The 26,738-nt window shown below is 62.9% G+C and carries 23 protein-coding genes and 1 riboswitch; of the genes, 15 read left to right on the forward strand and 8 right to left on the reverse strand.

Annotated features, from left to right (window positions below; all coding sequences use genetic code 11):
* Positions 1-34 precede the first annotated feature (34 nt).
* The 5 genes from tolB to ftsH all read left to right on the forward strand — a co-directional run bounded on the left by tolB (position 35) and on the right by ftsH (position 6,901).
* Positions 35-1,339, forward strand: a complete 1,305-nt coding sequence (gene tolB, locus ACZYHG_RS09530) for a Tol-Pal system beta propeller repeat protein TolB (protein WP_027031609.1) — start codon at positions 35-37, stop codon at positions 1,337-1,339.
* A 259-nt stretch (positions 1,340-1,598) separates the two neighbouring features.
* Entirely contained in the window at positions 1,599-2,105 is a 507-nt protein-coding gene (gene pal / locus ACZYHG_RS09535; protein ID WP_464613574.1) for a peptidoglycan-associated lipoprotein Pal, read from the forward strand.
* Positions 2,106-2,330: 225 nt separating this feature from the next.
* A complete protein-coding gene (gene ybgF / locus ACZYHG_RS09540; protein WP_464613575.1) occupies positions 2,331-3,455 on the forward strand; it encodes a tol-pal system protein YbgF in 1,125 nt (374 codons plus the stop codon).
* Positions 3,455-4,849 carry a tRNA lysidine(34) synthetase TilS gene (gene tilS / locus ACZYHG_RS09545; protein WP_464613576.1) on the forward strand — a complete coding sequence of 465 codons (1,395 nt, stop codon included), beginning with the start codon at positions 3,455-3,457 and terminating at the stop codon, positions 4,847-4,849. Before ybgF ends, tilS begins: the two co-directional genes overlap by 1 nt.
* A 123-nt stretch (positions 4,850-4,972) precedes the next feature.
* Positions 4,973-6,901, forward strand: a complete 1,929-nt coding sequence (gene ftsH / locus ACZYHG_RS09550; protein WP_027031605.1) for an ATP-dependent zinc metalloprotease FtsH — start codon at positions 4,973-4,975, stop codon at positions 6,899-6,901.
* Positions 6,902-6,918: 17 nt separating this feature from the next.
* Here the strand turns inward: ftsH and ACZYHG_RS09555 are convergent, their stop codons facing one another.
* From ACZYHG_RS09555 to ACZYHG_RS09565, 3 genes are all read right to left on the reverse strand, one after another.
* Positions 6,919-7,128: a hypothetical protein gene (locus ACZYHG_RS09555; protein ID WP_464613577.1), complete on the reverse strand. Its 210-nt coding sequence runs from the start codon at positions 7,126-7,128 to the stop codon at positions 6,919-6,921.
* Between the two features lie 152 nt (positions 7,129-7,280).
* A complete protein-coding gene (locus ACZYHG_RS09560; protein WP_464614652.1) occupies positions 7,281-7,733 on the reverse strand; it encodes a hypothetical protein in 453 nt (150 codons plus the stop codon).
* A 247-nt stretch (positions 7,734-7,980) separates the two neighbouring features.
* Positions 7,981-8,817, reverse strand: a complete 837-nt coding sequence (locus tag ACZYHG_RS09565) for a hypothetical protein (RefSeq protein ID WP_464613578.1) — start codon at positions 8,815-8,817, stop codon at positions 7,981-7,983.
* Positions 8,818-9,185: 368 nt separating this feature from the next.
* Between ACZYHG_RS09565 and glmM the strand changes: the two genes are divergently transcribed.
* The 5 genes from glmM to serA all read left to right on the forward strand — a co-directional run bounded on the left by glmM (position 9,186) and on the right by serA (position 15,694).
* On the forward strand, positions 9,186-10,538 hold the full coding sequence (glmM, locus tag ACZYHG_RS09570; RefSeq protein WP_464613579.1) for a phosphoglucosamine mutase: 1,353 nt from the start codon (positions 9,186-9,188) through the stop codon (positions 10,536-10,538).
* Between the two features lie 244 nt (positions 10,539-10,782).
* Positions 10,783-11,616: an outer membrane protein gene (locus ACZYHG_RS09575; protein ID WP_464613580.1), complete on the forward strand. Its 834-nt coding sequence runs from the start codon at positions 10,783-10,785 to the stop codon at positions 11,614-11,616.
* 251 nt (positions 11,617-11,867) lie between these two features.
* Positions 11,868-12,650 (forward strand): outer membrane protein, encoded by a 783-nt coding sequence (locus ACZYHG_RS09580; RefSeq protein ID WP_464613581.1) that lies wholly within the window; start codon positions 11,868-11,870, stop codon positions 12,648-12,650.
* A 201-nt stretch (positions 12,651-12,851) separates the two neighbouring features.
* Complete coding sequence (locus ACZYHG_RS09585; RefSeq protein WP_464613582.1) at positions 12,852-14,027, forward strand: phosphoserine transaminase; 1,176 nt, start codon at positions 12,852-12,854, stop codon at positions 14,025-14,027.
* A 65-nt stretch (positions 14,028-14,092) separates the two neighbouring features.
* Positions 14,093-15,694, forward strand: coding sequence for a phosphoglycerate dehydrogenase (gene serA / locus ACZYHG_RS09590; protein WP_464613583.1), 1,602 nt, complete (start codon positions 14,093-14,095; stop codon positions 15,692-15,694).
* A 55-nt stretch (positions 15,695-15,749) separates the two neighbouring features.
* On the opposite strand, the gene ACZYHG_RS09595 is transcribed toward serA, so the two are convergent.
* Positions 15,750-16,661, reverse strand: a complete 912-nt coding sequence (locus ACZYHG_RS09595; RefSeq protein WP_464613584.1) for a DMT family transporter — start codon at positions 16,659-16,661, stop codon at positions 15,750-15,752.
* 213 nt (positions 16,662-16,874) lie between these two features.
* Between ACZYHG_RS09595 and ACZYHG_RS09600 the strand changes: the two genes are divergently transcribed.
* Positions 16,875-18,173: an adenylosuccinate synthase gene (locus tag ACZYHG_RS09600; protein WP_027031596.1), complete on the forward strand. Its 1,299-nt coding sequence runs from the start codon at positions 16,875-16,877 to the stop codon at positions 18,171-18,173.
* A gap of 76 nt (positions 18,174-18,249) precedes the next feature.
* A complete protein-coding gene (locus ACZYHG_RS09605; protein ID WP_464613585.1) occupies positions 18,250-19,938 on the forward strand; it encodes a hypothetical protein in 1,689 nt (562 codons plus the stop codon).
* A 26-nt stretch (positions 19,939-19,964) separates the two neighbouring features.
* On the opposite strand, the gene ACZYHG_RS09610 is transcribed toward ACZYHG_RS09605, so the two are convergent.
* The 4 genes from ACZYHG_RS09610 to ACZYHG_RS09625 are packed head-to-tail and all read right to left on the reverse strand — an operon-like array spanning position 19,965 to position 23,044.
* On the reverse strand, positions 19,965-20,264 hold the full coding sequence (locus ACZYHG_RS09610) for a CcdB family protein (protein WP_464613586.1): 300 nt from the start codon (positions 20,262-20,264) through the stop codon (positions 19,965-19,967).
* Positions 20,264-20,566 (reverse strand): type II toxin-antitoxin system CcdA family antitoxin, encoded by a 303-nt coding sequence (locus ACZYHG_RS09615; protein ID WP_464613587.1) that lies wholly within the window; start codon positions 20,564-20,566, stop codon positions 20,264-20,266. Before ACZYHG_RS09615 ends, ACZYHG_RS09610 begins: the two co-directional genes overlap by 1 nt.
* Positions 20,563-22,383: an ABC-F family ATP-binding cassette domain-containing protein gene (locus tag ACZYHG_RS09620; RefSeq protein WP_464613588.1), complete on the reverse strand. Its 1,821-nt coding sequence runs from the start codon at positions 22,381-22,383 to the stop codon at positions 20,563-20,565. Before ACZYHG_RS09620 ends, ACZYHG_RS09615 begins: the two co-directional genes overlap by 4 nt.
* Before the next feature lies 1 nt (position 22,384).
* A complete protein-coding gene (locus ACZYHG_RS09625) occupies positions 22,385-23,044 on the reverse strand; it encodes a thiamine diphosphokinase (RefSeq protein ID WP_464613589.1) in 660 nt (219 codons plus the stop codon).
* Between the two features lie 88 nt (positions 23,045-23,132).
* Positions 23,133-23,247, forward strand: a riboswitch (TPP riboswitch).
* Between the two features lie 43 nt (positions 23,248-23,290).
* Here ACZYHG_RS09625 and thiB point away from each other — a divergent pair.
* Genes thiB through thiQ form a run of 3 tightly spaced genes read left to right on the forward strand, consistent with a single transcriptional unit; the run spans position 23,291 to position 26,691 of the window.
* Positions 23,291-24,289 carry a thiamine ABC transporter substrate binding subunit gene (gene thiB / locus ACZYHG_RS09630; protein ID WP_464613590.1) on the forward strand — a complete coding sequence of 333 codons (999 nt, stop codon included), beginning with the start codon at positions 23,291-23,293 and terminating at the stop codon, positions 24,287-24,289.
* Positions 24,290-24,296: 7 nt separating this feature from the next.
* Positions 24,297-25,922, forward strand: coding sequence for a thiamine/thiamine pyrophosphate ABC transporter permease (thiP, locus tag ACZYHG_RS09635; RefSeq protein WP_464613591.1), 1,626 nt, complete (start codon positions 24,297-24,299; stop codon positions 25,920-25,922).
* On the forward strand, positions 25,915-26,691 hold the full coding sequence (thiQ, locus tag ACZYHG_RS09640; protein ID WP_464613592.1) for a thiamine ABC transporter ATP-binding protein: 777 nt from the start codon (positions 25,915-25,917) through the stop codon (positions 26,689-26,691). The genes thiP and thiQ overlap by 8 nt, the downstream gene beginning before the upstream one ends.
* Positions 26,692-26,738 lie beyond the last annotated feature (47 nt).

The following is a 26,738-nucleotide window of genomic DNA, read 5'->3' on the forward strand; positions in this document are numbered from 1 at the left end:
AGCACCCAAAAATCAGCAAGAGAAGCGAGAAGACATGAAATCCATCCTCAAGCCGCTCCTGATGGTCGCCGCGATGGCGATGGGCATAATTTCTGTCGCCACCTTGCCTGCTCGGGCAACCCTCGAGCTCAACGTCAACAAAGGCAATGTCGAGCCGATGCCGATAGCCATCCCCGACTTTCAGGGAGAGCTCGGAGCGCAGATATCGGCAATCGTCACAGCCGATCTGAAACGGTCAGGACTGTTCGCGCCGATCGACAAGGCCGCCTTTGTCGAAAAGATCACGAACCCGGACGCGCCCCCACGCTATGAAGACTGGAAGGTCATCAACGCGCAGGCACTGGTGACCGGAAGCGTCAGCAAGGAAGCGGATGGCCGCATCCGCGCCCAGTACCGGTTGTGGGATATTTTTGGCAACACGCAGTTGGCCGGAGAGCAGTTTTTCGCCAACGACGCCAATCAACGCCGCGTCGCGCACATCATCGCCGATGCGATCTATGAGAAGATCACCGGAGAGAAGGGCTACTTCGACACGCGTGTCGTGTTCATCGACGAGTCCGGTGCCAAGAATGCGCGCAAGAAGCGGCTCGCCATCATGGATCAGGATGGCGCCAATGTCCGCTATCTCTCGGACGGCAAGTCGATCGTGCTGACGCCGCGTTTCTCGCCTAACCGGCAGGAAATCACTTACATGTCGTATGAAAGCGGCCAGCCGCGGGTCTATCTCCTGCAGATCGAGACCGGGCAGCGCGAACTGGTCGGCAATTTCCCCGGCATGACCTTTGCGCCGCGCTTCTCGCCCGACGGCCAGAAGGTGATTATGAGCCTGCTGCGCGACGACGGCAATTCCAACATCTTCGCCATGGATCTGCGCAGCCGTTCGACGACCCGGCTGACCAATTCGACCGCCATCGACACCTCGCCGTCCTATTCGCCCGACGGCAGCAAGGTGGTGTTCACCTCCGACCGCGGCGGCCGGGCACAGATCTATGTGATGGGCGCCGATGGTTCGGGCCAGACCCGCATCTCCTTCGGCGACGGCGTCTATTCGACGCCGGTGTGGTCGCCGCGCGGCGATCTCATCGCTTTCACCAAACAGACCGGCGGCGAATTCCAGATTGGCGTCATGAAGACCGACGGCTCGGGCGAGCGCATCCTGTCGTCCGGCTTCCAGCAGGAAGGGCCGACCTGGGCGCCGAATGGCCGCGTGCTGATGTTCTTCCGCGATTCGGCTGGCGGACCCAAGCTTGTGTCGGTCGACCTTACTGGCCGCAACGAGCAGCCGATCCCAACGGCGAACTTCGCCTCCGACCCTGCCTGGTCGCCGTTGCTGGAATAGGTTCGGCTGAATTGCCACACATACTGAAAAGGGGCCGTTTCGGCCCCTTTTCCATGCATTGGTCGCGTTTTGGCCGCATTTCCGCCTAGGGTCCGCGCCAACTGTGGCCTCGGATCAAGAGGTTGCGGACGGGCAACCTAAACCAGCCTAAACCTAATATTAACCGTGTTTCTTGAATGCGGGTTAACCCAAACGTGGTTACTGGGTGATCAACGAAATCACTCGAATACGATCACTCGAAATACGAAGGAGAGGCGGCATGGGCCGTATCGCAGCACTTACCAGAAACCCGGTCATGATCGCGCTGGTGGCGATGCTGGCCATCACCGGTTGCGCCTCGAAGAAGACGCCGAACAACGCCGCCGACCTTGGCCTCAATGGCGCGGGTGCTGCAACGCCTGGCTCGGCGCAGGACTTCACCGTCAACATCGGCGACCGTATCTTCTTTGATACGGACTCGACCTCGATCCGTGCCGACGCTCAGACGACGCTTGCTCGCCAGGCGCAGTGGCTGAACCAGTACAAGCAGTATGCCATCGTCGTCGAAGGTCATGCCGACGAGCGCGGCACGCGTGAATACAATCTGGCGCTCGGCGCCCGCCGCGCTGCCGCTACCCGCGACTTCCTGGTCTCCAAGGGCGTTTCGGCAAGCCGCCTGAAGACCATTTCCTACGGCAAGGAGCGTCCGGTCGCGGTCTGCGACGACATCTCCTGCTGGTCGCAGAACCGCCGCGCGGTCACCACGCTCAGCGGTGCCGGTTCCTAAACAGGATATAGCCGAGCGGCGCGTCGCAAGAACGCGCCGCCATCGAGCGACAAAAATACAACACAGCTTTGCGAAAGGCGGCCTCCGGGCCGCCTTTTTCATATCCGGATGCCGGAAACAAAATTTGGCCGAAGTCTCGCGCCCTGCTATGAGCCGAGGGCGCTTGGCTGGTCCCACTCTGGTTGGAAGGCGCGCAACAGACCAACGACACACGGCGAGAGGCACATGCATTTGAGATCGGTTCTGAGCGGCACACTTGCGCTGCTGCTCCTATCAGGCGTCACCGCCCCGGCCAGCGGCCTGGGAGCAAGCGGCACAGGGCAATCAACCGACAGCGGCTTTTCTCTCCATCTGCCCAGCATCGAACTGCCCAAGCTTTTCGGTGAAAAGAAGAAGCCCGATCAGGTTCAGATGGTGCAGTCAGATCCTGCTGCCGTCACCAGCCTGGAAGACCAACTGCGGCAGATGAACGGCAAGATTGAGGAACTCAATTTCCAGGTCCTGCAGATGCAGGAGCAGATCCGCAAGCAGCAGGAAGACAACGAGTTCCGCTTCCAGCAACTGGAAGGCGGCTCGCAGGGCGGACAGGCACCGGCGGCACCGAAGAAGAAGTCCGACGCAACCACCGACACCGACACCAACATGGCTTCGGCCCCGGCAACCCAGGCACCGGCCGATGCCGGTGCCGCGCCCGCCGATGGCACCGCTGCTGCATCCTCTGGGGGCAAGACCGTCGAGGACGTCATTGTCGAATCGCCCGATGGCGACCCCGGCAAGGTGATCCCCGGCACGGGAGCGCCGGAAAAGACCTTTGGCTCCATCACCGTCGACAAGAACGGCAATGTGATCAATGCCGACGGCAACACCCAGGCAGCCGCGCCGGCGCAAGACACTGCCCCGGCGACCGGCGCACCGGCCAAGGCCAGCAAGTCCGACGGCACGGTGGTCGCGGCGCTGCCCTCCACCAAAGACCCGGAGGAGCTCTATCGCAATTCCTATCAGTTCATCCTGTCGGGCGACTACAGCACCGCCGAACAGGGTTTTCGCGATCACATTTCTCGCTTCCCCAAGGATGCGAAGACGGCGGATGCGCATTACTGGCTGGGTGAGTCCCTGCTTGGCCAGCAGAAGTACCGCGATGCGGCTGAGGTCTTCCTCGCCGCCAGCAAGGACTACCCCAAGGCCAAGAAGGCTCCCGACATGCTCTTGAAGCTCGGCGTGTCGCTGGTTGGCCTCAAGCAGCACGACGTCGCCTGCGCCACCTTCAGCGAAGTCAGCAAGCGTTATCCCGACGTCTCCAACGCACTCAAGGAGCGCGTCAAGCAGGAGAAGGCCCTGGCTGCCTGTTGATGCTCGACACCGAGCCGGATCCTTCGACCAATATTCTTTTCAGCACGAAGAGCCTTTTTTCGCATATCGATTTTACCAACGGCGCCGTTGCGGCCGTATCTGGCGGCAGCGACTCGACCGCCCTGCTTCTCCTTCTCAAACAACATCTCGACCGAACCGCGCCGTTCGCCAAACTGCTGGCGGTGACGGTCGATCATGGCCTGCGGACGAGTTCGGCCGCCGAGGCGCAAGCGGTGGCGAAGCTGTGCGCGGAGCGCGGCATCGCCCACCGCATCCTGGCCTGGTCCGGGCGCAAGCCATCGACGGGTCTGCCAGCAGCGGCGCGAGAAGCACGCTACCGGCTGCTGGCAGAGGCGGCACGTGCCGAAGACATCGGCCTGATCGTGACCGGTCATACCGCCGACGACCAGGCCGAGACGGTGCTGATGCGGCAGGCGCGGGATGATGGCCGGGAGTCTTCAGAAATGGCAGGCCGGGGGCTTGCCGGCATGGCGCCGGCCACCCTCTATGACTGGCGCGAGTGGATCGTTCGCCCGCTTCTTGGCACGCGGCGTCCGGCACTTCGCGATTTCTTGCGGCGTGAACAGGTCGGCTGGGCCGACGATCCGACCAATATCGACGAGGCCTTCGAGCGGCCGCGCGTGCGCGCCGCGCTTGCCGGCGAAAGTGCCGAGCAGATGGACGACGCGCTGCTGCTCGCCGGCCAGGCCGCCGTGGAGCGCAGGCGACTTGGCGCCGGTGCCGCCGATCTGATTGATTGCTTTGCCAGCCAGCCAGCCATCGGCCTCATCCGTCTCGATCCGCGCCTGCTCTCGAGCGACGACGCCCGCGCGGCCGTCTATGCGTTGCGTATTTTGCTGGCCACCGCCGGAGGCGTTGCCTTGCTGCCGGATCATGCCCGCAGCGAGGCACTATTCGGCCGGCTGAAGGACGGCTTTCTTTGCGCCACATTGTCGCGGAGCGTGATCGATTTCCGGCGCGCCGGCCTCTTCCTGCGCCGCGAGGCGCGGGGTTTGCCGCCGGCTGCCGCAGTCACCGACAATGCCGTGTGGGATGGCCGCCGCCGCATCACATTGAACGACAGGTCAGACCCATTGTTGATCTCGCCGTTGGGCGCGACAGCGGCAAAGTGGCTGCCGATTGGTGCGGGAGAAACCCCGCCAAGCCTGATGCGCGCCGCGTTGGCTGCGGAGCCAGCATTGCGGCAAGCCCTTGAAAACCCTGGATTGCCGCAGGGCGAGCCGGGGTCGCCAGGGTTCGCTTCGCGGCCGCTTGTGTCGCCTTTTGCCCGCTTCCTGCCGTCCTTTGATCTGGCGCCGGCGCGGGCCGTCGCCAGGCTGATCGGCGCGTCGCCGCTGCCTCTCCCGCCATGGCGCGGCCATAGTGCCGGTTGATGGTTGGTCGAAAGCTTAACCCAGACGTGCTGTTATGCTTGGCAAGGGGAGGCGCTCTCCCTATGTTAGGCCCAAGTTTCCTCTCATGATGCTGTCCGTCCGCGGACGCCAACGGGACAATTGATGAATCCGAACTATCGCAACCTCGCGCTCTGGGCGATCATAGCGGTCCTGCTCATCGCTCTTTTCAATCTGTTCCAGACGCCGCAGACGCGTGGGGCCTCAAGCGATGTGCCTTATTCGCAGTTCCTGCAGGATGTCGCGGCCGGCCGGGTCAAGACGGTGACCATTGCTGGCGCCCGCATCACCGGCACCTACAGCGACAATTCCACCGGCTTCCAGACCTATTCGCCCGGCGATCCCTCGCTGGTCTCGCGGCTGCAGGACAAGAACGTCACCATCAATGCGCGGCCTGAAACTGACGGCTCCAACTCGCTGTTCGGCTATCTGATCTCCTGGCTGCCGATGATCCTCATCCTCGGCGTCTGGATATTCTTCATGCGGCAGATGCAGTCCGGCTCCGGACGCGCCATGGGTTTTGGCAAGTCGAAGGCCAAGCTTCTGACGGAAGCGCATGGCCGCATCACTTTCCAGGACGTTGCCGGCGTTGACGAGGCCAAGGAAGACCTTGAAGAAATCGTCGAGTTCCTGCGCGATCCGCAGAAGTTCCAGCGCCTCGGCGGCAAGATTCCCCGCGGCGTGCTGCTGGTCGGACCTCCCGGCACCGGCAAGACTTTGCTCGCCCGCTCGGTTGCCGGCGAAGCCAATGTGCCGTTCTTCACCATTTCGGGTTCGGACTTCGTCGAGATGTTCGTCGGCGTCGGCGCAAGCCGCGTGCGTGACATGTTCGACCAGGCCAAGAAGAATGCGCCCTGCATCATCTTCATCGACGAAATCGACGCTGTCGGCCGTCATCGCGGCGCCGGCCTCGGCGGCGGTAATGACGAGCGCGAGCAGACGCTGAACCAGCTGCTGGTCGAGATGGACGGCTTCGAATCCAACGAAAGCATCATCCTTATCGCCGCCACCAACCGCCCCGACGTGCTCGATCCCGCGCTGTTGCGTCCGGGCCGTTTCGACCGCCAGGTGGTCGTGCCTAACCCCGACATCGTCGGCCGCGAAAAGATCCTCAAGGTGCATGTGCGCAACGTGCCGCTGGCGCCTAATGTCGACCTCAAGGTCGTCGCGCGCGGCACGCCGGGCTTCTCCGGCGCCGACCTGATGAACCTGGTCAACGAATCGGCGCTGATGGCAGCTAGACGCAACAAGCGCCTCGTCACCATGGCAGAGTTCGAGGACGCCAAGGACAAGATCATGATGGGCGCAGAGCGTCGCTCGTCGGCCATGACCCAGGCCGAGAAGGAGCTGACCGCCTATCACGAAGCCGGCCACGCCATCCTTGCGCTCAACGTGCCGTCGGCCGATCCGCTGCACAAGGCCACCATCATTCCGCGTGGTCGCGCGCTCGGCATGGTCATGCAGTTGCCGGAAGGCGACCGCTACTCGATGAGCTACAAATACATGATTTCGCGCCTCGCCATCATGATGGGCGGCCGTGTCGCCGAGGAGTTCAAGTTCGGCAAGGAGAACATCACCTCGGGCGCCTCCTCAGACATCGAGCAGGCGACCAAGCTGGCGCGCGCCATGGTCACGCGCTGGGGCTTCTCCGACAAGCTCGGCCATGTCGCTTATGGCGACAACCAGGAAGAGGTGTTCCTCGGCCATTCGGTGGCGCGCACGCAGAACATCTCGGAAGAGACCGCGCAGATCATCGACGCCGAAGTGCGCCGCCTGATCGATGAGGCCTATGTCTCGGCCAAATCCATCCTGACCAAGAAGAAGAAGGAATGGATCACGCTGGCGCAAGGCCTGCTCGAATACGAGACGCTGTCGGGCGAAGAGATCAAGCAGCTGATCGCGGGCAACAAGCCCTCGCGCGACCTCGGCGACGATACGCCGCCGAGCCGCGGCTCGGCCGTGCCGAAGTCCGGCGGCCGCCGCAAGAAGGGCCCCGAGCCCGAAGGCGGCATGGAGCCGCAGCCGTCGAGCTGAGCAGAACGTTGTTGAGTTTAAGAAAACGCCGCGGCCTTCTCCGCGGCGTTCTCGTTTGTGGAGGCACCGCCGTGGTTCGCCGGGACCAAGGTCGGCCAATTGTTGAAGTCGGCGCCGCCCCTCATTGCCCTGCCGGGCATTTTTCCCCGTATGGTGACGGAGAGAAAAGTAGCTTGGCGCAACGTCGGCGCTTTTGTGCGGCGCCAGTGATTGGCGAAACTATACATGAGAGCGCTCCTCTCTCCCCGTCACTATACGGGGGAGAGGATGCCGGCAGGCAGGTGAGGGGCAGCGCAAACGCGTGTAGATCGCTCGGCAAAGAAAAAGCCCGCGAACCTTGCGGCTCGTGGGCCTTTCTTTGTTGAGCTATTGCTGCCGATCAGGTCTTCAGCTTGGCATTGCACAGGCTGTAATAGCCGCCACCCTTCTGGATCCACTTTAGGCCGCTCAAAGTTCCGGCATCCTTGTTGCTATGGTAGCCTTGGAGGCAGGTCTTCATTCGCGCCTTGGCGGGTTTTTCGGCCTGAAATTCGGCCGCGAGCGTAGTCGGGAACGTCACGCCAGCCGGCGCTACGGTGGGTGCGGTCGCCGCGCTGGCTTCCTTCTTCGGCTGTTGTGTCGCTTTCGCCGTGTTCGCCTCGGCACTTCCCGTAGCGGACGCTGCGCATTTATCCTTGCGGAAAGCGTTCCAGTCCATGCCGTTCAGGGCACCGCTTTCCTTGGCGGTCCGATAGGTCTCGCCGCATTCCTTCATCGTCATTGCGTTTCCCGGGATGGCACCCCAGGCAATAAAAGTCGTCGCAGCCAGCGCCGTCAATTTCAAGCCAGACATCAAACCCTCCATATCGAGTACAGATTGAACATCTTTTGTATACTTTTTGTTCTCTTTATGTTCAACCAGAATCTTCTGCCTCACCCAGAATACCTCCCGCACCCGGCTGCCGGGCGTGGGGCGACCACGCTATCGGTTCAAGGCTTTCGCGGTAGCGGAAGCAGGACCTTCGAGCCTTTCAACGCAACAAAAAGCCCGCGAAGCCGAAGCGTCGCGGGCCATTGATTTATATAAGTGCGTGGTGCGATCAGCCCTTCAGCTTGGCGTTGCACAGGCTGTAGTAGCCGCCGCCCTTCTGGATCCACTTCAGGCCGCCGAGCGCGTTGGCGTCCTTGAGGACATAATACTGGTCGAGGCAGGTGTGCATGCGGCCCTTTCCGGGGGTCTCGCTGGCATATTTGGCCGTGATCGCGGACGGGAAGGTGACGCCCTTGGGGGCAACCGTCGTCGGCTTCGGCGGCTCCTTGGTGTAGTTGGCTTCGCTCGGAGCCGGTACGCTGTCGTCATCCGAAGCAGCGGCGCCGCATTCGGCCTTGCGGAAGTCGTTCCACTTCTGGCCCTTCAGCGTATTGGCTGTTTTGGCGGCCTGATACTTGGTGCTGCATTCGGCCATGGACAGGCCCTTGCCACCGGCGGCGGGAGCCGCAGCCGCCTTGGTGGTCGCCGGCTTGGTGGTGTTGGCGGCAGCGGATGCGCCTGCACCGCATTCTGCCTTGCGGAAGTCGTTCCACTTCTGGCCGTTCAGCGTGCCGGCTGCCTTCGCCGCCTGATACTTGGCACTGCATTCCTTGGACGTCAGGCCCTTGGCCGTGCTGTCAGCCGCGGCGGCGGCCTTGGTCGTCTTGGCCGGCTTGGTCTCGGCAGCCTTGGTTGCGGCCGGCTTGGTGGTGTCCGTGGCGGCGGCGTCGGTGCCGCACTGCGCCTTGCGGAACTGGTTCCAGGTCGCCCCGGCAAGTGTCCCCGCATCCTTGGCGGCGTTATACTTCGTGCTGCATTCGGCCATCGTCAACGCGTTGGCTGGCGCAGCCAGGAAAAACGTCGCTACGGCTAGACCGGTCAGTGTGGCAAGTCGGTGGATGAGCATAGCGTTTCTCCGTTGCTGCAGCCCATTATACGTCCCGCCAAATCAATAACGCTCAACGGTCGGTTGCGCCAGATGCTAAGTGAGGTATATATCGCCGGAAGCCGGTTTCTCCCGATAAGGTGATGAAATCATTGCCCCTTACCGGGTCAAAACCAAGTTTTGCCACGTGCAGCTGCGCCGAATAGCTCGCAAAACTGGTATATTCACCGCCACAATGTCGTCATGTTATGCTGCGGCCTTGCTGTGTGCAGTGCACAACAATGATTTTCTAAGGATTGGTAACATATAATCACACAATGTGATCATGGCGCGCCGGCTAATTGTGGCATGACGTGCGCCGGACGGAACCCTTGAGGACTCTGACTAGCATGGCAGGAAATTACTTCGGCACGGACGGTATTCGCGGGCGCGCCAACAAGTTTCCGATGACCGCCGAAATCGCCATGCGCGTCGGCATGGCCGCCGGTCTTTCGTTCCAGCGCGGCAGCCACCGCCATCGTGTCGTTCTCGGCAAGGATACCAGGCTTTCCGGCTATATGATCGAGAATGCGATGGTGGCCGGGCTTTGCGCCGCCGGCATGGATGTGTTCCTGCTTGGCCCGATCCCGACGCCGGCGGTTGCCATGCTGGTGCGATCGCTGCGCGCCGATATCGGTGTCATGATCTCGGCTTCGCACAATCCCTATTACGACAATGGCATCAAGCTGTTCGGACCTGACGGCTACAAGCTCTCCGACGAGATTGAAGAGCGCATCGAGAGCATGCTCGACAAGGATATCGAACTGGCGCTCGCCGATTCCGACGGGCTTGGCCGCGCCAAGCGCGTCGACGGCGTGCATGACCGCTACATCGAATTCGCCAAGCGCACGCTGCCGCGCTCAATGTCGCTTTCGGGTCTCAGGATCGTCGTCGATTGCGCCAATGGCGCCGCCTACAAGGTGGCGCCGGCCGCCCTTTGGGAGCTGGGCGCCGAGGTCATCGCCATCAATGTCGAGCCCAACGGTCTCAACATCAACAAGGAATGCGGCTCGACCCATCCGGCCGGCCTGCAGAAGAAGGTGCACGAGGTGCGCGCCGACATCGGCATCGCGCTTGATGGCGATGCCGACCGAGTCGTCATCGTCGACGAAAACGGTGCCATCGTCGACGGCGACCAGATCATGGCGCTGATCGCCGAGTCCTGGCACCAGAGCGGACGGCTTGCCGGCGGCGGCGTGGTTTCGACGGTCATGTCCAATCTCGGCCTCGAACGCTTCCTCGGTGACATGAAGCTGCAATTGCACCGCACCAAGGTCGGCGACCGCTATGTCGTGGAGCATATGCGCGCGCATGGGCTCAATGTCGGCGGCGAGCAGTCGGGCCACATCGTACTGTCGGATTTCTCGACCACCGGCGACGGTCTCGTCTCGGCGCTGCAAGTGTTGGCCTGCATCAAGCGCCAGGGCCGCCCGGTCAGCGAACTGTCGAAGAAGTTCGAACCGGTGCCGCAGCTTTTGAAGAATGTCCGCATTGCCGGCGGCAAGCCGCTCGAGGAAGCGCCGGTCAAGGCCGCCATCGAGGAGGCACGTCACCGTCTCGGCAAGGCCGGGCGGCTGGTCATCCGGCCATCCGGGACCGAGCCGCTGATCCGTGTCATGGCCGAAGGCGACGACCCGCAACTGGTCGAGGCGGTCGTCAACGATATTGTCGAGGTCATCTCGGAAACCCGCAGCGCCGCGTAATCTCCACGGGTCAGCCAAGGCGCCGCCGCTCTTGCATCTAAGCCCGCCCGTTCGGCGGGCTTTTTGCTGGGCGCAGAACCGGCGTCCGGCCGTCGAACCATCTCCGAATCCCTTATATTTTAGAGATTCGTGGTTAATCGACAGGGTTAAACGCCTTTTAACTTTTCCAATTCATTATCCACGCTTGAAAGCCAATCTCATTCGGACACGATCGCCGTTCCGAGGGTTCCTAGGGGTGACAAGCATGTTCAATACAGCAAGAAAGACACTGCTCGCGCTGCTGTTTGCGGGCTCGGCCGGACCAGTGTTCGCAGCCGACCTGCCGGAGCCGCAGGTCGAAGAAGCGCCGCCGCAGGCCGTCTACGAGCAGCCGGCCGAGGTCGGCGGCTGGTATATCCGTGGCGACCTCGACTACCACAAGTCGACTGTGCGCGGCATCGACTACACGACTTACACCGTCGATCCCATCACCACCATTATCACGCCTGGTGACAGGAGTTTTGATTTCGGCAAGCTCAAGGGCGGCTTCTCGCTTGGAGCCGGCGTCGGCTACAAGATCAACGATCATCTGCGTGCGGATGTGACCGCCGACTATTGGTTCAAGTCGAACTTCAATGGCGGTACTTCGGATCTCCTCACGACCTCGACCGAAGTGTCGAAGATGAGCGCCCTGTTGCTGCTCGCCAATGCCTACGTCGACATCGGCACCTGGCACGGCATCACGCCTTATGTCGGCGCCGGCATCGGTGGCGCGCGCGTCAAGTGGGATAGGGTCTACGACCCGAACACCACCGAGACCAATCCCGGAGCATCCAACTGGCGCTTTGCTTATGCAGTCATGGCCGGTGCTTCCTACTGCTTGACCGACAAGGTTATCCTCGATGCGGGCTACCGCTTCTCCCATATCCAGGGCGGCCGCATGTTCGAATGGGATGCGAGCAGCTCGGGTCCTGGCTTCGACCGCGGCATCAACACCCATGAAGTGCGCGGTGGCCTGCGCTATCAGTTCGGCGGCAACAACGGGTGCAGTGTACCGGTGGCCTATCAGCCTGAGCCTGAGCCGATCTACACCAAGTAAGATCTGTCACTATCTGAGAAATCCCAAGCCGCCCGGTTCAGCCGGGCGGTTTTCGTTTGAGCTGTCATCAGTGAAACGCGTGGGATGTAATCTCGAAACGGAGGTTACTTGGGCGATATGCATTTGCGAAATCAATTCGCTAACGCTCTGTTAGCCTTAACCGCGACTTAACCACTATGGTTAACAATGCTCCCTGAGACGATGGTTGCTGCCGTGATTGCAAGCATCGCCAAATTCGGGAGTCGGGTATCATGACACTCACATCGCGTATTGCGCTGGCGCTTGCCGGAGTAGGGCTCTTGCCGCTGACATCGGCATTTGCAGCCGACTATGATCCGCCAGTCGTTGTCGACCAGGCGCCTGACTATGTGCCCGTCGAGGTCGGCTCGGGCTGGTATCTGCGTGGCGACGTCTCCTATCTCGTGCAGAAGAGCTTCAAGAATGGGGATTTTACCTTTCCGTCAACGCTCAACAACGAAAGCTTTGATCAAAGCGAAGACGCATATTTTGGAAGCGTCGGCTTCGGATATCATTTCAACGATTACCTACGCGCCGATCTCAACTTCGGCTATCTGCCGGGTAACAAGGCCAGCTTCGGCTACGACGATTCGGCGGTCGTCGCACTGCCGACATTATCGACCCAGGGATCGGGATCGCTGAAGAATTTTGCGTTCTCGGGGATACTCAATGGTTATGTCGATCTCGGCACCTACGTCGGAATCACGCCTTATGTTGGCGCCGGCATCGGTTTTGTCCGCAGTTCGCGGAAGCTTTCGGCGACTTACACGGACAACAATGTCCCGGCCAACAGTTTCAGCGTGCAGGAGAATGCGACACAATACTCCCTCGCCTATACTCTGAACGCTGGCTTGGCTTATCAGGTGACGAAGAATGTCTCCGTCGACCTGGGCTATCAGTATTTCTCCGCCCCGGACGCCGAATATGTGACGGCCGAAAGCCTGACCTCTTTTCCCGTCAAAAAGGGGATCAGCAATCATCAGGTCAAGCTCGGGCTGCGCTACGATCTCTGGTAGGTCTGGGACAGATCGGGACTTTGACGGCGGATCCTCGTGGTCCGCCGTTTGCGTTTGAAATCACGCGAACCTGATCGCGGACCGCCTGTATCCCGGCAGCGACAAAAACTTTCCTCTTGACGCCGAAAGCCCGAACGCATATCGCCGTCCGTGGGCTACCCCTCCCCAACGAGGGGCCACTATCTGGAAGGATAGACCACGATGACGACTCATACGAAGCCCGGACTCCGTCCGGCAAATCCCCAGTTTTCCTCAGGTCCCTGCGCAAAACGCCCTGGCTGGTCGGTCGAGGCGCTGAAGAATGCCGCGCTCGGCCGTTCCCACCGCGCCAAGATCGGCAAGACCAAGCTCGAACAGGCAATCGAGCTGACGCGCGAAATCCTGCAAGTCCCGGCGGACTACCGCATCGGCATCGTGCCGGCGTCGGACACCGGCGCTGTCGAGATGGCGCTGTGGTCGCTGCTCGGCGAGCGCGGCGTCGACATGGTCGCCTGGGAGAGTTTCGGCTCCGGCTGGGTCACGGATGTGGTGAAGCAGCTGAAGCTTGCCGATGTGCGCAAGATCGAAGCCGGTTACGGCGAGCTGCCGGACCTGGCCAAGATCGATTTCGACCGCGACGTGGTCTTCACCTGGAACGGCACCACTTCGGGCGTGCGCGTGCCGAACGGCGATTTCATTCCCGCCGACCGCAAGGGGCTGACGATTTGCGACGCCACCTCGGCGGCGTTCGCGCAAAAGCTTGATTTCGAGAAACTCGATGTCGTCACCTTCTCCTGGCAGAAGGTGCTGGGCGGCGAGGGCGCGCACGGCATGCTGATCCTGTCGCCCCGCGCCGTCGCGCGGCTGGAGAGCTACAAGCCTGCATGGCCGCTGCCGAAAATCTTCCGCCTGACTTCGGGCGGCAAGCTGATCGAGGGCATCTTCAAGGGCGAGACCATCAACACGCCGTCGATGCTGTGCGTCGAGGACTATCTCGACGCGCTCAATTGGGCGAAGTCGATCGGCGGCCTCGATGCGCTGATCGCCCGTGCCGATGCCAATGCCGCCGTGCTCGACGGCTTTGTCGACAAATCGTCCTGGCTCGGTCACCTCGCCGCTGAACCGGCGACGCGCTCGAACACCTCGGTATGCCTCTCTTTCACGGACCCCGATGTGGTGGCGCTCGATGCCGACGGGCAGGCGGCTTTCGCCAAGGGGCTGGTCTCGGCGCTCGACAAGGAAGGTGTCGCCTATGACATCGGCTCCTACCGCGACGCGCCCCCCGGCCTACGCATCTGGTGTGGTGCGACGGTCGAAACATCAGATCTCGAAGCACTGCTGCCCTGGCTCGACTGGGCCTTTGCCGCGCAGAAGGCGTCGCTGAAAGCGGCTGCCTGAGATTTTGGCGGCGGCCAGCGGGCCGCCCCATTCCCGGATCAATCCCATTTTTCAAGGAGGCCGCCATGGCGCCCCGTGTTCTCGTCTCTGACAAACTTTCTCCCACCGCCGTTCAGATCTTCAAGGATCGCGGCGTCGAGGTCGACTACCTGCCCGATCTCGGCAAGGACAAGGAAAAGCTGCTCGAAGTGATCAGCCAGTATGATGGCCTCGCCATCCGCTCGGCAACCAAGGTCACCGAGAAGCTGATCAACGCCGCCACCAATCTCAAGGTCATCGGCCGCGCCGGCATCGGCGTCGACAATGTCGATATCCCGGCCGCGAGCCGCAAGGGTATCATCGTGATGAACACGCCCTTCGGCAATTCGATCACGACCGCCGAACATGCCGTCGCGATGATCTTCGCGCTGGCGCGCCAGATTCCGGAGGCCAACGCCTCGACCCATGCCGGCAAATGGGAAAAGAACCGCTTCATGGGCGTCGAGATCACCGGCAAGACGCTGGGCGTCATCGGCTGCGGCAATATCGGTTCGATCGTCGTTACGCGCGGCGTCGGCCTGAAGATGCATGTCATCGCCTTCGACCCATTCCTGTCGGACAAGCGTGCCGAGGAACTCGGCGTCGACAAGGTCGAGCTGGACGAGCTCTTCGCTCGCGCGGATTTCATCACGCTGCACACGCCGTTGACCGACAAGACGCGCAACATCATCGACGCGGCGGCGATCGCCAAGATGAAGAAGGGCGTGCGCATCATCAATTGCGCGCGGGGCGGGCTGGTCGTCGAGGCTGACCTGATCGCGGCGCTGAAGAGCGGCAAGGTGGCGGGTGCCGGCATCGACGTGTTCGAGGTCGAGCCGGCCGAACAGAACGAGTTGTTCGGCATGGAGAATGTGGTGGCGACACCGCATCTCGGCGCCTCGACGGCGGAAGCGCAGGAAAATGTCGCGCTGCAGGTCGCCGAGCAGATGGCCGACTATCTGATCAAGGGTGCGGTCTCCAACGCCATCAACATGCCATCGATCACGGCTGAAGAAGCGCCGCGGCTGAAGCCGTTCGTGAAGCTCGCCGAAGTGCTCGGTGCCTTTGTCGGCCAGGTCACCGACGATCCTATCAGCGAGGTCGAGATCCTGTTCGATGGCTCGACCGCGACGATGAACACGCGCGCGCTGATCAGTGCGGCTCTGGCCGGGTTGATCCGGCCGCAGGTCGCCGACGTCAACATGGTGTCGGCACCGATCATGGTGAAAGAGCGCGGCATCATTGTCGCCGAGGTCAAGCGCGACAAGTCGGGCGTGTTCGACGGCTATATCAAGTTGACGGTCAAGACCGAGCATATGACGCGCTCGATCGCCGGCACCTGCTTCTCGGACGGCAAGCCGCGCTTCATCCAGATCAAGGGCATCAACCTCGACGCCGAGGTCGGCCAGCACATGCTCTACACGACCAATGCCGATGCACCCGGCATTATCGGCCTGCTCGGCACGGTGTGCGGCGAGAACGACGTCAACATCGCCAACTTCCAGCTTGGCCGCAACCGGCCGGGCGGCGATGCCATCGCGCTGCTTTATCTCGACGCGCCGTTCCCGGAAAAGGTGCTGGAGCAGGTGCGGGCGCACAAGTCGATCGACTCGGCCAAGCGGCTGCAGTTCGACGTCGGTGGGATCTGATCCTGGCCTTTCCCAGAGATCAGAAGGCGCGGCCTTGGTCGCGCCTTCTTGCTGCTCAGCTCACCCTGGCTGGCGGGATCATCGCCGTCTTGCGTCCGCTGTATTCGGCCAGCGCGATGCCGCCCAGCACGAGGACAAGCGCCAGCGCCTGATAGAGCTGGAACGTCTCGCCGACGATCAGTACTGAAAGCAGCGTGCCGAAGATCGGCACCAGGTTGATGAACAGGCCGGCACGGTTGGCGCCGATCAGCTCGTTGCCCCTGATGTAGGTGACCTGCGAGATGACCGAAGCGCCGATCGCGGTGTAGATGATAACGGCCCAGCCGCGCGTGTCGGGTACGATGACCTTGCCGGCGGCGACCTCCCAAAGGAAGAAGGGCAGCGAGGTGATGAGCGCCGCGACCGCCAGGGACAGCATCAGGCTCTGCCAGCGCATCACCGGCTTCAGCCGCAGCCCGACCGAGTAACCGCTGTAGAGGACGACCGCGACCAGCATGATGGCGTCGCCGAAATTGAGCTCCAATGTGAGCAGCCGGCGCGGGTCGCCGTGGCAGGCGGTCAGGATCACGCCGGCAATGGTCAGCACCACACCGGCAATCTGCGCCCAGCTCACACGCAAGCGAAAGAAGATGAAATTGGCGACGATGATGAGGACCGGCATCGCCGCCTGTTCGATCGAGACGTTGATTGCCGTCGTGTAGTTGAGCGCCGTGTAGAAGATGGTGTTGAACAAAGTGAAGCCGCTGGCCCCAAGTGCCGCCAGGACGAACCAGTGCCGGCGCACCACCGGCCAATCCTCATGGATCGTGCGCCAGCCGATCGGCAGCAGGATCGCCACGGCCAGCACCCAGCGCAGGAAGACCAGCGTCATCGGCGAGACGTGATCGACCGCCAGCTTGCCGGCCACCGAATTGCCGCCCCACAGCAAGGTGGTGAGCAGCAGGAAGATGTAGGCGCTTCGATGCATCGCGGGAATCCGGCCGCGGCGGATGCGCCGCGGTGTTTGCCGGCCTATTGCCCCCGTCAGCCCAAGTAAATGATGACAATGCCGAAAATTGTTGTGCCTCAGGGCATTTTCGAGGGCAAAGAAAGGTCGCACTCGCGAGGTCTTGACGCTATAGAGGCCTGTCGTTTCGAACCATATCCAAGCCGCTCGGCGGCGTCTCAAGGGAAAAGAAACATGGCCAATGTGGTGGTCGTCGGCTCGCAGTGGGGCGACGAGGGCAAGGGCAAGATCGTCGACTGGCTGTCGGAGCGCGCCGATGTCGTGGTGCGGTTCCAGGGCGGCCACAATGCCGGCCATACGCTGGTCGTCGACGGCAAGGTCTACAAGCTGTCGCTGTTGCCGTCCGGCGTCGTGCGGCAGGGCAAGCTGTCCATCATCGGCAATGGTGTGGTGTTCGATCCGCACGCTTTCGTGGCCGAAGTGGCGAAACTCAAGGCGCAGGGCGTCGAAGTGACGCCGGACCGCCTGAAAATAGCCGAAAACACAGCGCTTATCCTGTCGCTGCACCGGGAGCTGGACGGATTCCGCGAGGACGCCGCCTCAAATTCCGGGACAAAGATTGGGACGACCCGCCGGGGCATTGGTCCGGCCTATGAGGACAAGGTGGGTCGGCGCGCGGTGCGGGTGATGGATCTGGCGGATTTGGAAACGCTTCCAGTGAAGGTCGACAGGCTGCTGACGCACCACAATGCGCTGCGCCGCGGGCTTGGCCATGCCGAAGTCACGCATGACGCGATCATGACTGAATTGACTTCGGTCGCCGATCAGATCCTGCCCTATATGGACCGTGTCTGGAAAATCCTCGACGACAAGCGCCGCGCCGGCGAGCGCATCCTGTTCGAGGGCGCGCAAGGCACGCTGCTCGACATCGACCACGGCACCTATCCGTTCGTCACCTCGTCCAACACGGTTGCCGGGCAGGCCGCCGCCGGATCGGGCGTCGGTCCGGGCGCCATCGGTTATGTCTTGGGCATCACCAAGGCCTACACGACACGCGTCGGCGAAGGACCGTTCCCGACCGAACAGAAGAACGAGATCGGCGAATTCCTTGGCACGCGCGGCCATGAATTCGGCGTCGTCACCGGGCGCAAGCGCCGCTGCGGCTGGTTCGATGCCGTGCTGGTGCGCCAGGCCGTTGCCGTCAACGGCATCAAGGGCATCGCGCTGACCAAGCTCGACGTGCTCGACGGGCTGGACGAGATCAAGGTCTGCACCGGCTATCGCCTCGACGGCGAGATGATCGATTACCTGCCGGCGAGCCAGGGCGCTCAGGCCCGTGTCGAGCCGGTCTACGAGACGCTGGAGGGGTGGAAAGGCACCACCGCCGGCGCGCGCAGCTGGAACGATCTTCCAGCCCAGGCGGTCAAATATGTCCGATACATAGAGGAGTTGATCGGCGCACCGGTCGCGCTGCTCTCCACCAGCCCGGAACGGGACGACACAATACTTGTGACCGATCCGTTTCAAGACTAGTTTCTGAAGCCTTTCCGGGCATCGCGGCTGATTTGCGGGGGCCGGCGCGGAAGCAAAAATACAGGTCGACTGAAGCATGGCAGATTTTGTTGCTGTTCTGAAAAAGGCGCTCGACAAATACGGCGAGCCAACGCCCGAAACGCGCACGCGGACCTATGACGGCGCGCGGTCGGCACTCGTCAAGAAACTTGCGGAGTTTTCGCCGCCGCTGTCGGCCGACGTGGTGGCCAAGCAGAAGCGCTCCCTGGAAGACGCCATTGCCAGCGTCGAACGCGACTATGCCAGGAGCGTGCCGGAAACGGACCCGCTCGCCGAGCTGGAACACATTTTTTCCTCCATCGACCGCAACAAGAACCAGCCGAGCCATACGCGCCAGCCAGTGCCGGCGGCGACAGCATGGCCGGCGCCGCCAGCCCCCAAGCCGGAACCTTATCGCCCCGCGCCGCCGCCTGCCGCCAAGGTCGAGCCAAGCTGGCAGAAGCCCGCGCCGGTGCAGCCGGCCGCCTCGAAGTTGGCCGACCATACCTTGCCGGGTATGGATGCGGACCAGGAGGATGACCAGGGTGACGTCTTCCCGAACGATGACGAGCCGGTCGCGGAGGCCGACGCTTTCCCCCGCCTGCGTCCAGCCGAGCGCAAGCGCAGCTATGGCGGGCTGATTGCCGCCGTCGTCGCCTTGCTGGTGGTTGCCGGTGGTGGCTATGGCATCTGGCTGAACAAGGATGCGTTCAGCAAGATGCTGGGTCTGAACGGCAGCAAGGTCGTTGCCAAGACCGAGCCGGTGAAACCGGCGCCGGCCAAGCCGGCCACCGACGCGGCGGCGACGCCACCGGCGCCCGCGGCAGGCGCCGATGCGACGAAATTCACGCAGCGGCTAACGCCTGAAGGCGGTGAAACCGATCCCGGTCCGGCCGGCGGGCAAAGCGGCATAGGCGAGGGTGAGTCCGTTGCAGCATTGACGACGCCGCCGACCGCGACGAACGCGCCGGCAACGCAGCCACCGGCCATAGCCGCGCCGCCCGCGGCAGCACCAGCACCAGCTGCAGCCACACCTGCCGCTCCCGCGGCCGACGCGGCGCCCGCTGCGACGCCGCCTGCCAACGGAACCGCACCCGCGGCACCGGCCAATGGCGCCGCCACTCCGCCTGCACCTGCGGCCGCCACGCCTCCCTCGGCGCCGGCAACCGCTCCGGCGGCGCAAACCTCGTTGCCGGTCGGCCAGAAGGCGATCTTCTATGAAGAGCGCACCAGCACCGCGCAGGGTTCGGCCGAGCCCGGCAGCATTGTCTGGTCGCTGGTGCAGGAATCGCCCGGTGGCGACCTGCCGCCCGAGCCCGCGATCCGCGCCGAGGCGACGATCCCCGGCAAGGACATCCAGTTGCGCATGACCATCCGCCGCAACACCGACCAGACGCTGCCGGCCAGCCATATCATCGAGATGATCTTCCTGACGCCCGACGGTTTTGAGGGCGGTGGTGTCGACAACATACTGCGCGTCGCCATGAAAAGCTCCGAGCAGGATGCCGGCAGCCCGCTGATCGGCATCCCGGCCAAGATTGCCGACGGCTTCTTCCTCGTCGCGCTCAACGACACCAAGGCCGACGAGGACGCCAACATGACCTTGCTGCGCGGCCAGGACTGGATCGACGTTCCGGTCGTCTACAAGACCGGACGGCGGGCGCTGCTGACCATGGAAAAGGGCATCCCCGGCGAGAAGGTGTTCGATGAGGCGATCAAGGCCTGGCAGGCCAAGACGGCAGGCTGATAGGGCGGCGTAACGGGCGCCTTCTTTCAGAAGCCCTGGAATAGCATGTCGAGCGCTGCGACGATGTCGTCGTGGTGCCTGGAAAGATTTCCCTCAGGGTTCCGCAATTCGGAAACACTGAAGGCCGACACAAACTGTGTGACCATCACATGATCTTTGCCGTTTATCGCAAAGGTCGGGTTCAGTCGCCGGCCGGGAAGCGGGGCAATCTTGGGCGGCATCAAAGGAACGACGACTCTCGTGCTCAGCCCTTCAAGAATGTCTGACTGCACGTCGAGAAGGTAACCGTCGCTCTCATCATTCCGATAGAAATCATAACGGGCCATCAGAACGGCCGGTGTTTGGCCAAAGGCAGTCCGTTCTTTCTGACATATTCGTTGGAACTCTCGATGGCTTCCTTGTTTTCTTCCTGCCATCGACGTGTTTTTTCCGCTGCAATTGCTTTCGCGATGCCTGCCTCGGCGGCGCGGGAGATGTTGATGCCCAGCGCTTTGGCGTCCTTGATCAACTGAGAATCAATGGACGTGTTGACGGACGTCCTCTGGGCTTTGGGGGTTGATTGCAGCATGGACATGACCTCTTTTATGCGCAGATATACGCGCATAAAAGGCTGCATGCAATCGTTCACCCTTCCATCTCCTCCCGCAGCATCTCCAGTTCCAGCCACTCTTCCTCGAGCGCGGCCAGCGTCGCGCGTTCCTTGTCGAGGGCGGCGATGGTTTTCTGGAACGAAGCCGGATCGCGCTCGTAATAGGCCGGGTCGGCGATATTGTTCTCCAGCCGCGAGATGGATGCGGTGACTGCCTCGATCTTTTTCGGCAAGGATTCCAGCGCGAATTTCTGTTTGAACGACAGTTTCTTCGCCGGTCCTTTTGGCGTCGCCGCCTCGCTCTTGCCCGACGCCGACGCATCGCCGGCTTCGGCCTTGGCACGGGCCTTGCGATCATCGAGCCGGGTGCCGCCGCGCTGTGCCAGCATGTCGGAATAGCCGCCGGCATATTCGATCCAGCGCCCGTCGCCATCCGGCGCGATCAGGCTGGTCACCGTGCGGTCGAGAAAGTCGCGGTCATGGCTGACCAGGATGACGGTGCCGGCGAAGCCGGCGACCAGTTCCTGCAACAGCTCCAGGGTCTCCATGTCGAGATCGTTGGTCGGCTCATCAAGCACCAGAAGGTTCGCGGGCCGCGCCAGCACACGCGCCAAGATCAGCCGCGCCCGCTCGCCGCCGGACAGCTCGCGCACCGGCGTTCGCGCCTGCTCCGGCTTGAACAAGAAATCCTTCATGTAGGAGACGACATGGCGCTGCTCGCCATTGATGACGAGGTTCTCGCCGCGCCCGTCGGTCAGATACTGCGCCAGTGTCTCCTGCGGGTCCACGGCCTCGCGCTTCTGGTCGAGCGTGGCGATCTCCAGATTGGTGCCGAGCCGCACCGAACCGGCGTCCGGCGCAAGCTCGCCGGTCAGCATCTTCAAAAGCGTCGTCTTGCCGGCACCGTTCGGGCCGACGAGGCCTACACGGTCGCCGCGCTGGATGCGGGTCGAGAAGCCCTTGACCACGGTGAGGTCGCCAAAGCTCTTCTCGATGTTTTTCGCCTCGATCACCAGCTTGCCGGATTCGGCGGCATCGCTGGCCACCATGGTCGCAGAACCCTCGGCGCCGCGATGACCGCGAAAATTCTTGCGCATGGTCTGCAACTCGCCGAGGCGGCGCATGTTGCGCTTGCGTCGCGCCGTCACGCCATAGCGCAGCCAGTGTTCTTCGCGCACGATCTGGCGGCCGAGCTTGTGCTGCTCGCGCTCTTCCTCTTCCAGCACCTGATCGCGCCATTCCTCGAAATGGCCAAAGCCCTTGTCCAGCCGGCGGGTCTGGCCACGGTCGAGCCAGACAGTGGCGCGCGACACGCGCTCGAGGAAGCGGCGGTCGTGCGAGATGACGATCAGTGCCGAGGAGGTGCGGATGAGCTCTTCTTCCAGCCATTCGATGACGGACAAATCAAGATGATTAGTCGGCTCATCAAGCAGCAGAATGTCAGGCTCCGGCGCCATGACGCGGGCAAGGGCGGCGCGCCTGGCCTCGCCACCGGACAGGTCGTTCGGCCGCTCCTCGCCCGACAGGCCGAGATGCTCCATCAGATAGCTGGCGCGGTAGGGATCGTCGGCGGGTCCAAGCCCTGCCTCGACATAGGCGCGTACGCTGGCAAATCCCTCCATGTCGGGCATCTGCGGCAGATAGCGGACGGTCGCCGAAGGCTGGCGGAACACCTCGCCGTCCTGCGGCTCGATCATGCCGGCGGCGATCTTGAGCAGGGTCGACTTGCCAGAGCCGTTGCGACCGACCAGTGCGATCTTGTCGCCGGCTGAAGCGGACAAGGCAGCACCATCGAGCAGCGGTGTGCCGCCGAAGGTCAACTTTATCCCGTCGAGATTGAGAAGGGGCGGGGCCATGTCAGCTTTCGGGCAGGGGAAAGGGATGAGCGAGCAGCAGGGCGCGACCGTGACCGAGCGCGATTTCAAGGCGACCCCCGGTCTTGTCGAACTTGACCTCGTTGGAGATGGTCAGTGATGAGCCGAAGGCAACCTCGACCTTGCTCAGCGGCCATTTGGCGCCTGTAACGGTCAGGCCGGCAAGTTCGGAAAAGCCGAGGATCGAAAACAACGTGCCGTCGGCATAGTCGAAGCGGGCCTTTCCCAACAGCAGGGGCACAGCTTCCTGGGCGCCGCTGGTCAGCAGCACGTCCGTTCCGGCCTCGGCCAGCCGCAGGGCGAGCGCCAGATGCAGGAAGGCGTGATCGGCACGCTTGCCGCCGAACGCGCCCGCCAGCACCAGTCGGGTGGCCCCGCGCTCAAGTGCCGCGGCGATCGCCAGTTCGCCATCGGTCTTGTCCTTTTCCGCCGGAAAGGTCTGGCGGGGCACGGCAGCGAGAGCGTCGGGCAGGTCGGCCGGCACCGAATCGAAATCACCTACCCACAGTTCCGGCACAAGGCCGAGCAGCCGCGCATGACCGATGCCGGCATCGGCGGCGATGACGCGCGTGCCTTCGACCTGGCGGTCGAGCCGGGGCGTGCGGATGAGATCGCCGCCAAGCAGGATGGTGAATGTGCTCATATCCGGTGGCCCTTACCAGCCCGGCACGGGAAACGGAAGGCCGGCAAACTGCCACTTGCGTGGTTCGTCGGCCGGGCCTATGTGTCGAAACGCTCTAACGGGGTGCCGGCTGCGATCTTCGCGGACCGGCTGAGAGGCAATCTCGCCAACCCGCTGAACCTGATCCGGTTTGTACCGGCGGAGGGATTAGACGTTTCGGACAGTCCGACGCCTCAATTCCTTTCAATTCGAACGAAGGAGGCGCCGATGCGCACGCTGTTATACTCTCTTGCTTCAGCCATGGTTGTGGCGCTGTCCGGGCCAGCCTTGGCCAAGGACAAGCTCACCGTCTACACCTATGAGAGCTTCACCGCCGATTGGGGTCCAGGTCCAGTGGTGAAGAAGGAATTCGAGGCCGAATGCGGCTGCGATGTCGAGTTCGTCTCGGTCGCCGATGGCGTGGCGCTGCTTAACCGCGTCAAGCTGGAAGGGGCATCGACGAAGGCCGACATCGTGCTCGGCCTCGACACCAATCTCACCGCCGATGCCAAGGCGTCAGGCCTGTTTGCCCCGCATGGCGCGGTGAGCGATGTCAACGTGCCGGGCGGCTGGAGCGACGATACTTTTGTGCCCTTTGATTACGGTTACTTCGCCGTCGTCTACGACACGGAGAAGCTGAAGAGTCCGCCGAAAAGCCTGAAGGAATTGGTCGAGGGCAGTGCCGACGAGAAGATCGTCATCCAGGATCCGCGCACTTCGACACCCGGGCTCGGCCTGCTGTTGTGGGTGAAGTCGGTCTATGGCGACAAGGCGCCGGAGGCCTGGGCCAAGCTCAAGACGAAAGTGCTGACCGTGACGCCGGGCTGGAGCGAGGCCTATGGCCTGTTCACCAAGGGCGAGGCGCCGATGGTGCTGTCCTACACCACCTCGCCCGCCTACCACATGGTCGCCGAGAATACTGAGCGCTACCAGGCGGCGTCCTTCGAGGAAGGCGAATATCTGCAGATCGAGGTCGCCGGCATTACCACGACTGGAGCCAAGAACCCGCTGGCGGAAAAGTTCATCGCTTTCATGACCGGACCGAAGTTCCAGGACGCGATCCCCGAGACCAACTGGATGTTCCCGGCCGGCAAGACCGACAAGCCGCTCAACCCGGCCTTCGACAAACTGGTCAAGCCAACCAAGACCTTGCTGTTCAGCCCCGAAGAGGTTGCCGCCAACCGCAAGGCCTGGGTGGATGAATGGCTGGCGGTGATGAGTAAGTAACGACGCAATGGCGCCGGCGAATCCCACAGATCCTCGCATCACCGCCGGCATCATCGCGCTCGCCGCTATCACATTGCTGATCGGCGGCGCGTTTGCCGGGTTGCTTGTCGAAGGCGCCCACGACCTTTCGGGCGCCTGGGCCGCCTTCGATTTCTACCTGCTGCGCGTTGTCCGCTTCACGCTCTGGCAAGCCGCGCTCTCGACCCTCCTTTCAGTCATCCCGGCGCTGTTCGTGGCGCGTGCCCTGTCGCGGCATCCGCGCTTTTTCGGCCGCGCCTTCATCCTGCAGCTTTTCGCCGTGCCGCTGGCGCTGCCGGCGATCGTCGCGGCGCTCGGCATCCTGGCGCTCTACGGCCGCGCCAGCTATTTCGCCGGCCTGTTCAGTGCCATCGGCGGCCAGGGCTGGCCAGGGATTTACGGCCTGTCCGGCATTCTTGTCGCCCATGTCTTCTTCAATTTGCCACTGGCAACACGGCTGTTCCTCGAGGCACTGCAGACCATACAGGCCGACCAATGGCGGTTGGCGAGCCAACTCGGCATGGGCGCAAGGCCGGCGTTCCGGCTGATCGAATGGCCGACGCTGCGCGCAGCCTTGCCCGGGGTTGCCGGGCTGGTCTTCATGCTTTGCATCACCTCCTTCACCATCGTGCTGACGCTCGGCGGCGGACCGGCCGCGACGACGCTGGAGGTTGGCATCTACCAGGCGCTGCGCTTCGACTTCGACCCCGCGCGGGCGGTGACGCTGACATTGCTGCAGATCGTGCTGACCTTCATCGTGGTGCTGGCGCTGACCCGGCTTGGCGCCAACGTCATTGGCGATGCCAGCCTGCCGGTCGCGCCGCGCCGCTATCTCTCAGTCAACAGAACCGAGGTGTCGCTCAACGCCGCGCTCATCGTGCTGGCACTGCTGTTCGTTGTCGGACCGATGGCGGCCACGGTGATCGCCGGTTTGGGCGCCGATCTCGGCCGGTTGGCCGGTGAGGCCACTGTCCGGCAGGCGACGCTGACCAGCGCTGCACTCGCCTTCCTGTCGGCGCTGCTTTCGGTGATGCTGTCGCTGGCTCTCACCATGGCCCGCCGGGCACTGGCGTTGAGCCGCCGCGCCGGCCCAAAGACACTGCTCGAACATGCCACCGACACCGGCGCAGGTTTTGTCCTGGTCGTGCCGCCGATCGTCATCGGCGCCGGCTGGTTCCTGTTACTGCGCCGTGCCGGCGATGTCTTTGCCATCGCCCCGATCATGGTCGTCACCGTCAATGCTGTGATGGCGATGCCATTTGCGCTGCGCGCCGTCCGTCCCGCTTATGATGCGGCGAGCGAGCGTCACGAACGGCTTTGCGCGCAGCTCGGCATTTCCGGCTGGGCCAGGCTGCTTCTGGTCGATTGGCCATCCTTGCGGCGGCCGCTCGCCACCGCTTTCGCCTTCGCCATGGCGCTGTCGCTCGGCGATCTCGGCGTCATCGCGCTGTTCGGCAGTGATTCCGTGCAGACCTTGCCCTACCTTCTGCTTTCACGCATGGGCAGCTACCGCACCGAGGACGCCGCCGGCCTGGCGCTGTTGCTTGGCCTGGTCTGTCTGGCACTGGTACTTGCGGCGGACTGGCTGGGAAGGGAAAAGGTCCGCAATGTCTGATGGGACGAAGGACAGGAAGGGTGTTCCGGTGCGGCTGGACAAGGTTTCGTTCAGCTATGGCGAGGCATCGCTCACCTTCGATGTCGCCTTCGCCGCGGCGGAAATCACTGCCGTCATGGGGCCGAGCGGCTCGGGGAAGTCGACGCTGCTCAATCTGGTCGCCGGCTTCGAGACACCGCAGTCCGGCCGTGTGCTGATCGGCGGGGCCGATGTCGGCGCCGCGCCGCCGGCCGTGCGCCCGGTGTCGATGGTGTTCCAGGAAAACAACCTTTTCGCTCATCTTTCCGTCGAGCAGAATGTCGGGCTCGGCCGCTCGCCATCGCTGCGGCTGACCGAGGCGGACCGCGCTGATATCACCGGGGCGCTGGCGCGCACCGGCCTTGCCGGCAAGGAAAAACGCCTGCCGCGCGAACTCTCCGGCGGCGAGCGGCAGCGTGTGGCGCTCGCACGTGTGCTGGTGCGCGATCGGCCGTTGCTGTTGCTCGACGAACCCTTTGCGTCGCTCGGACCGGCCTTGCGCGATGATATGCTCGACCTGGTTGCCGGCCTGCATGCAGAACGCGGCATGACGGTGCTGTTCGTGACGCACCAGCCGGAGGATGCCCGCCGCATCGGCAAGAATGTGGTGTTTCTGGACAATGGTAGCGTCGCGGCCAAAGGCACTGCGGACGATTTTTTTTACGGGGCTGGTCCGGAGGCGTTCCGGCGCTATGTTGGCACAAACATCCACACGGCTGGATCACGAGATATTGCCCGGAAGCGGACATAATTTACGCCCAAACCGGTTCGAGGCGATATGGCGCTTGCTTGCCATGA

The sequence above is a fragment of the Mesorhizobium subarcticum genome, assembly GCF_055456085.1.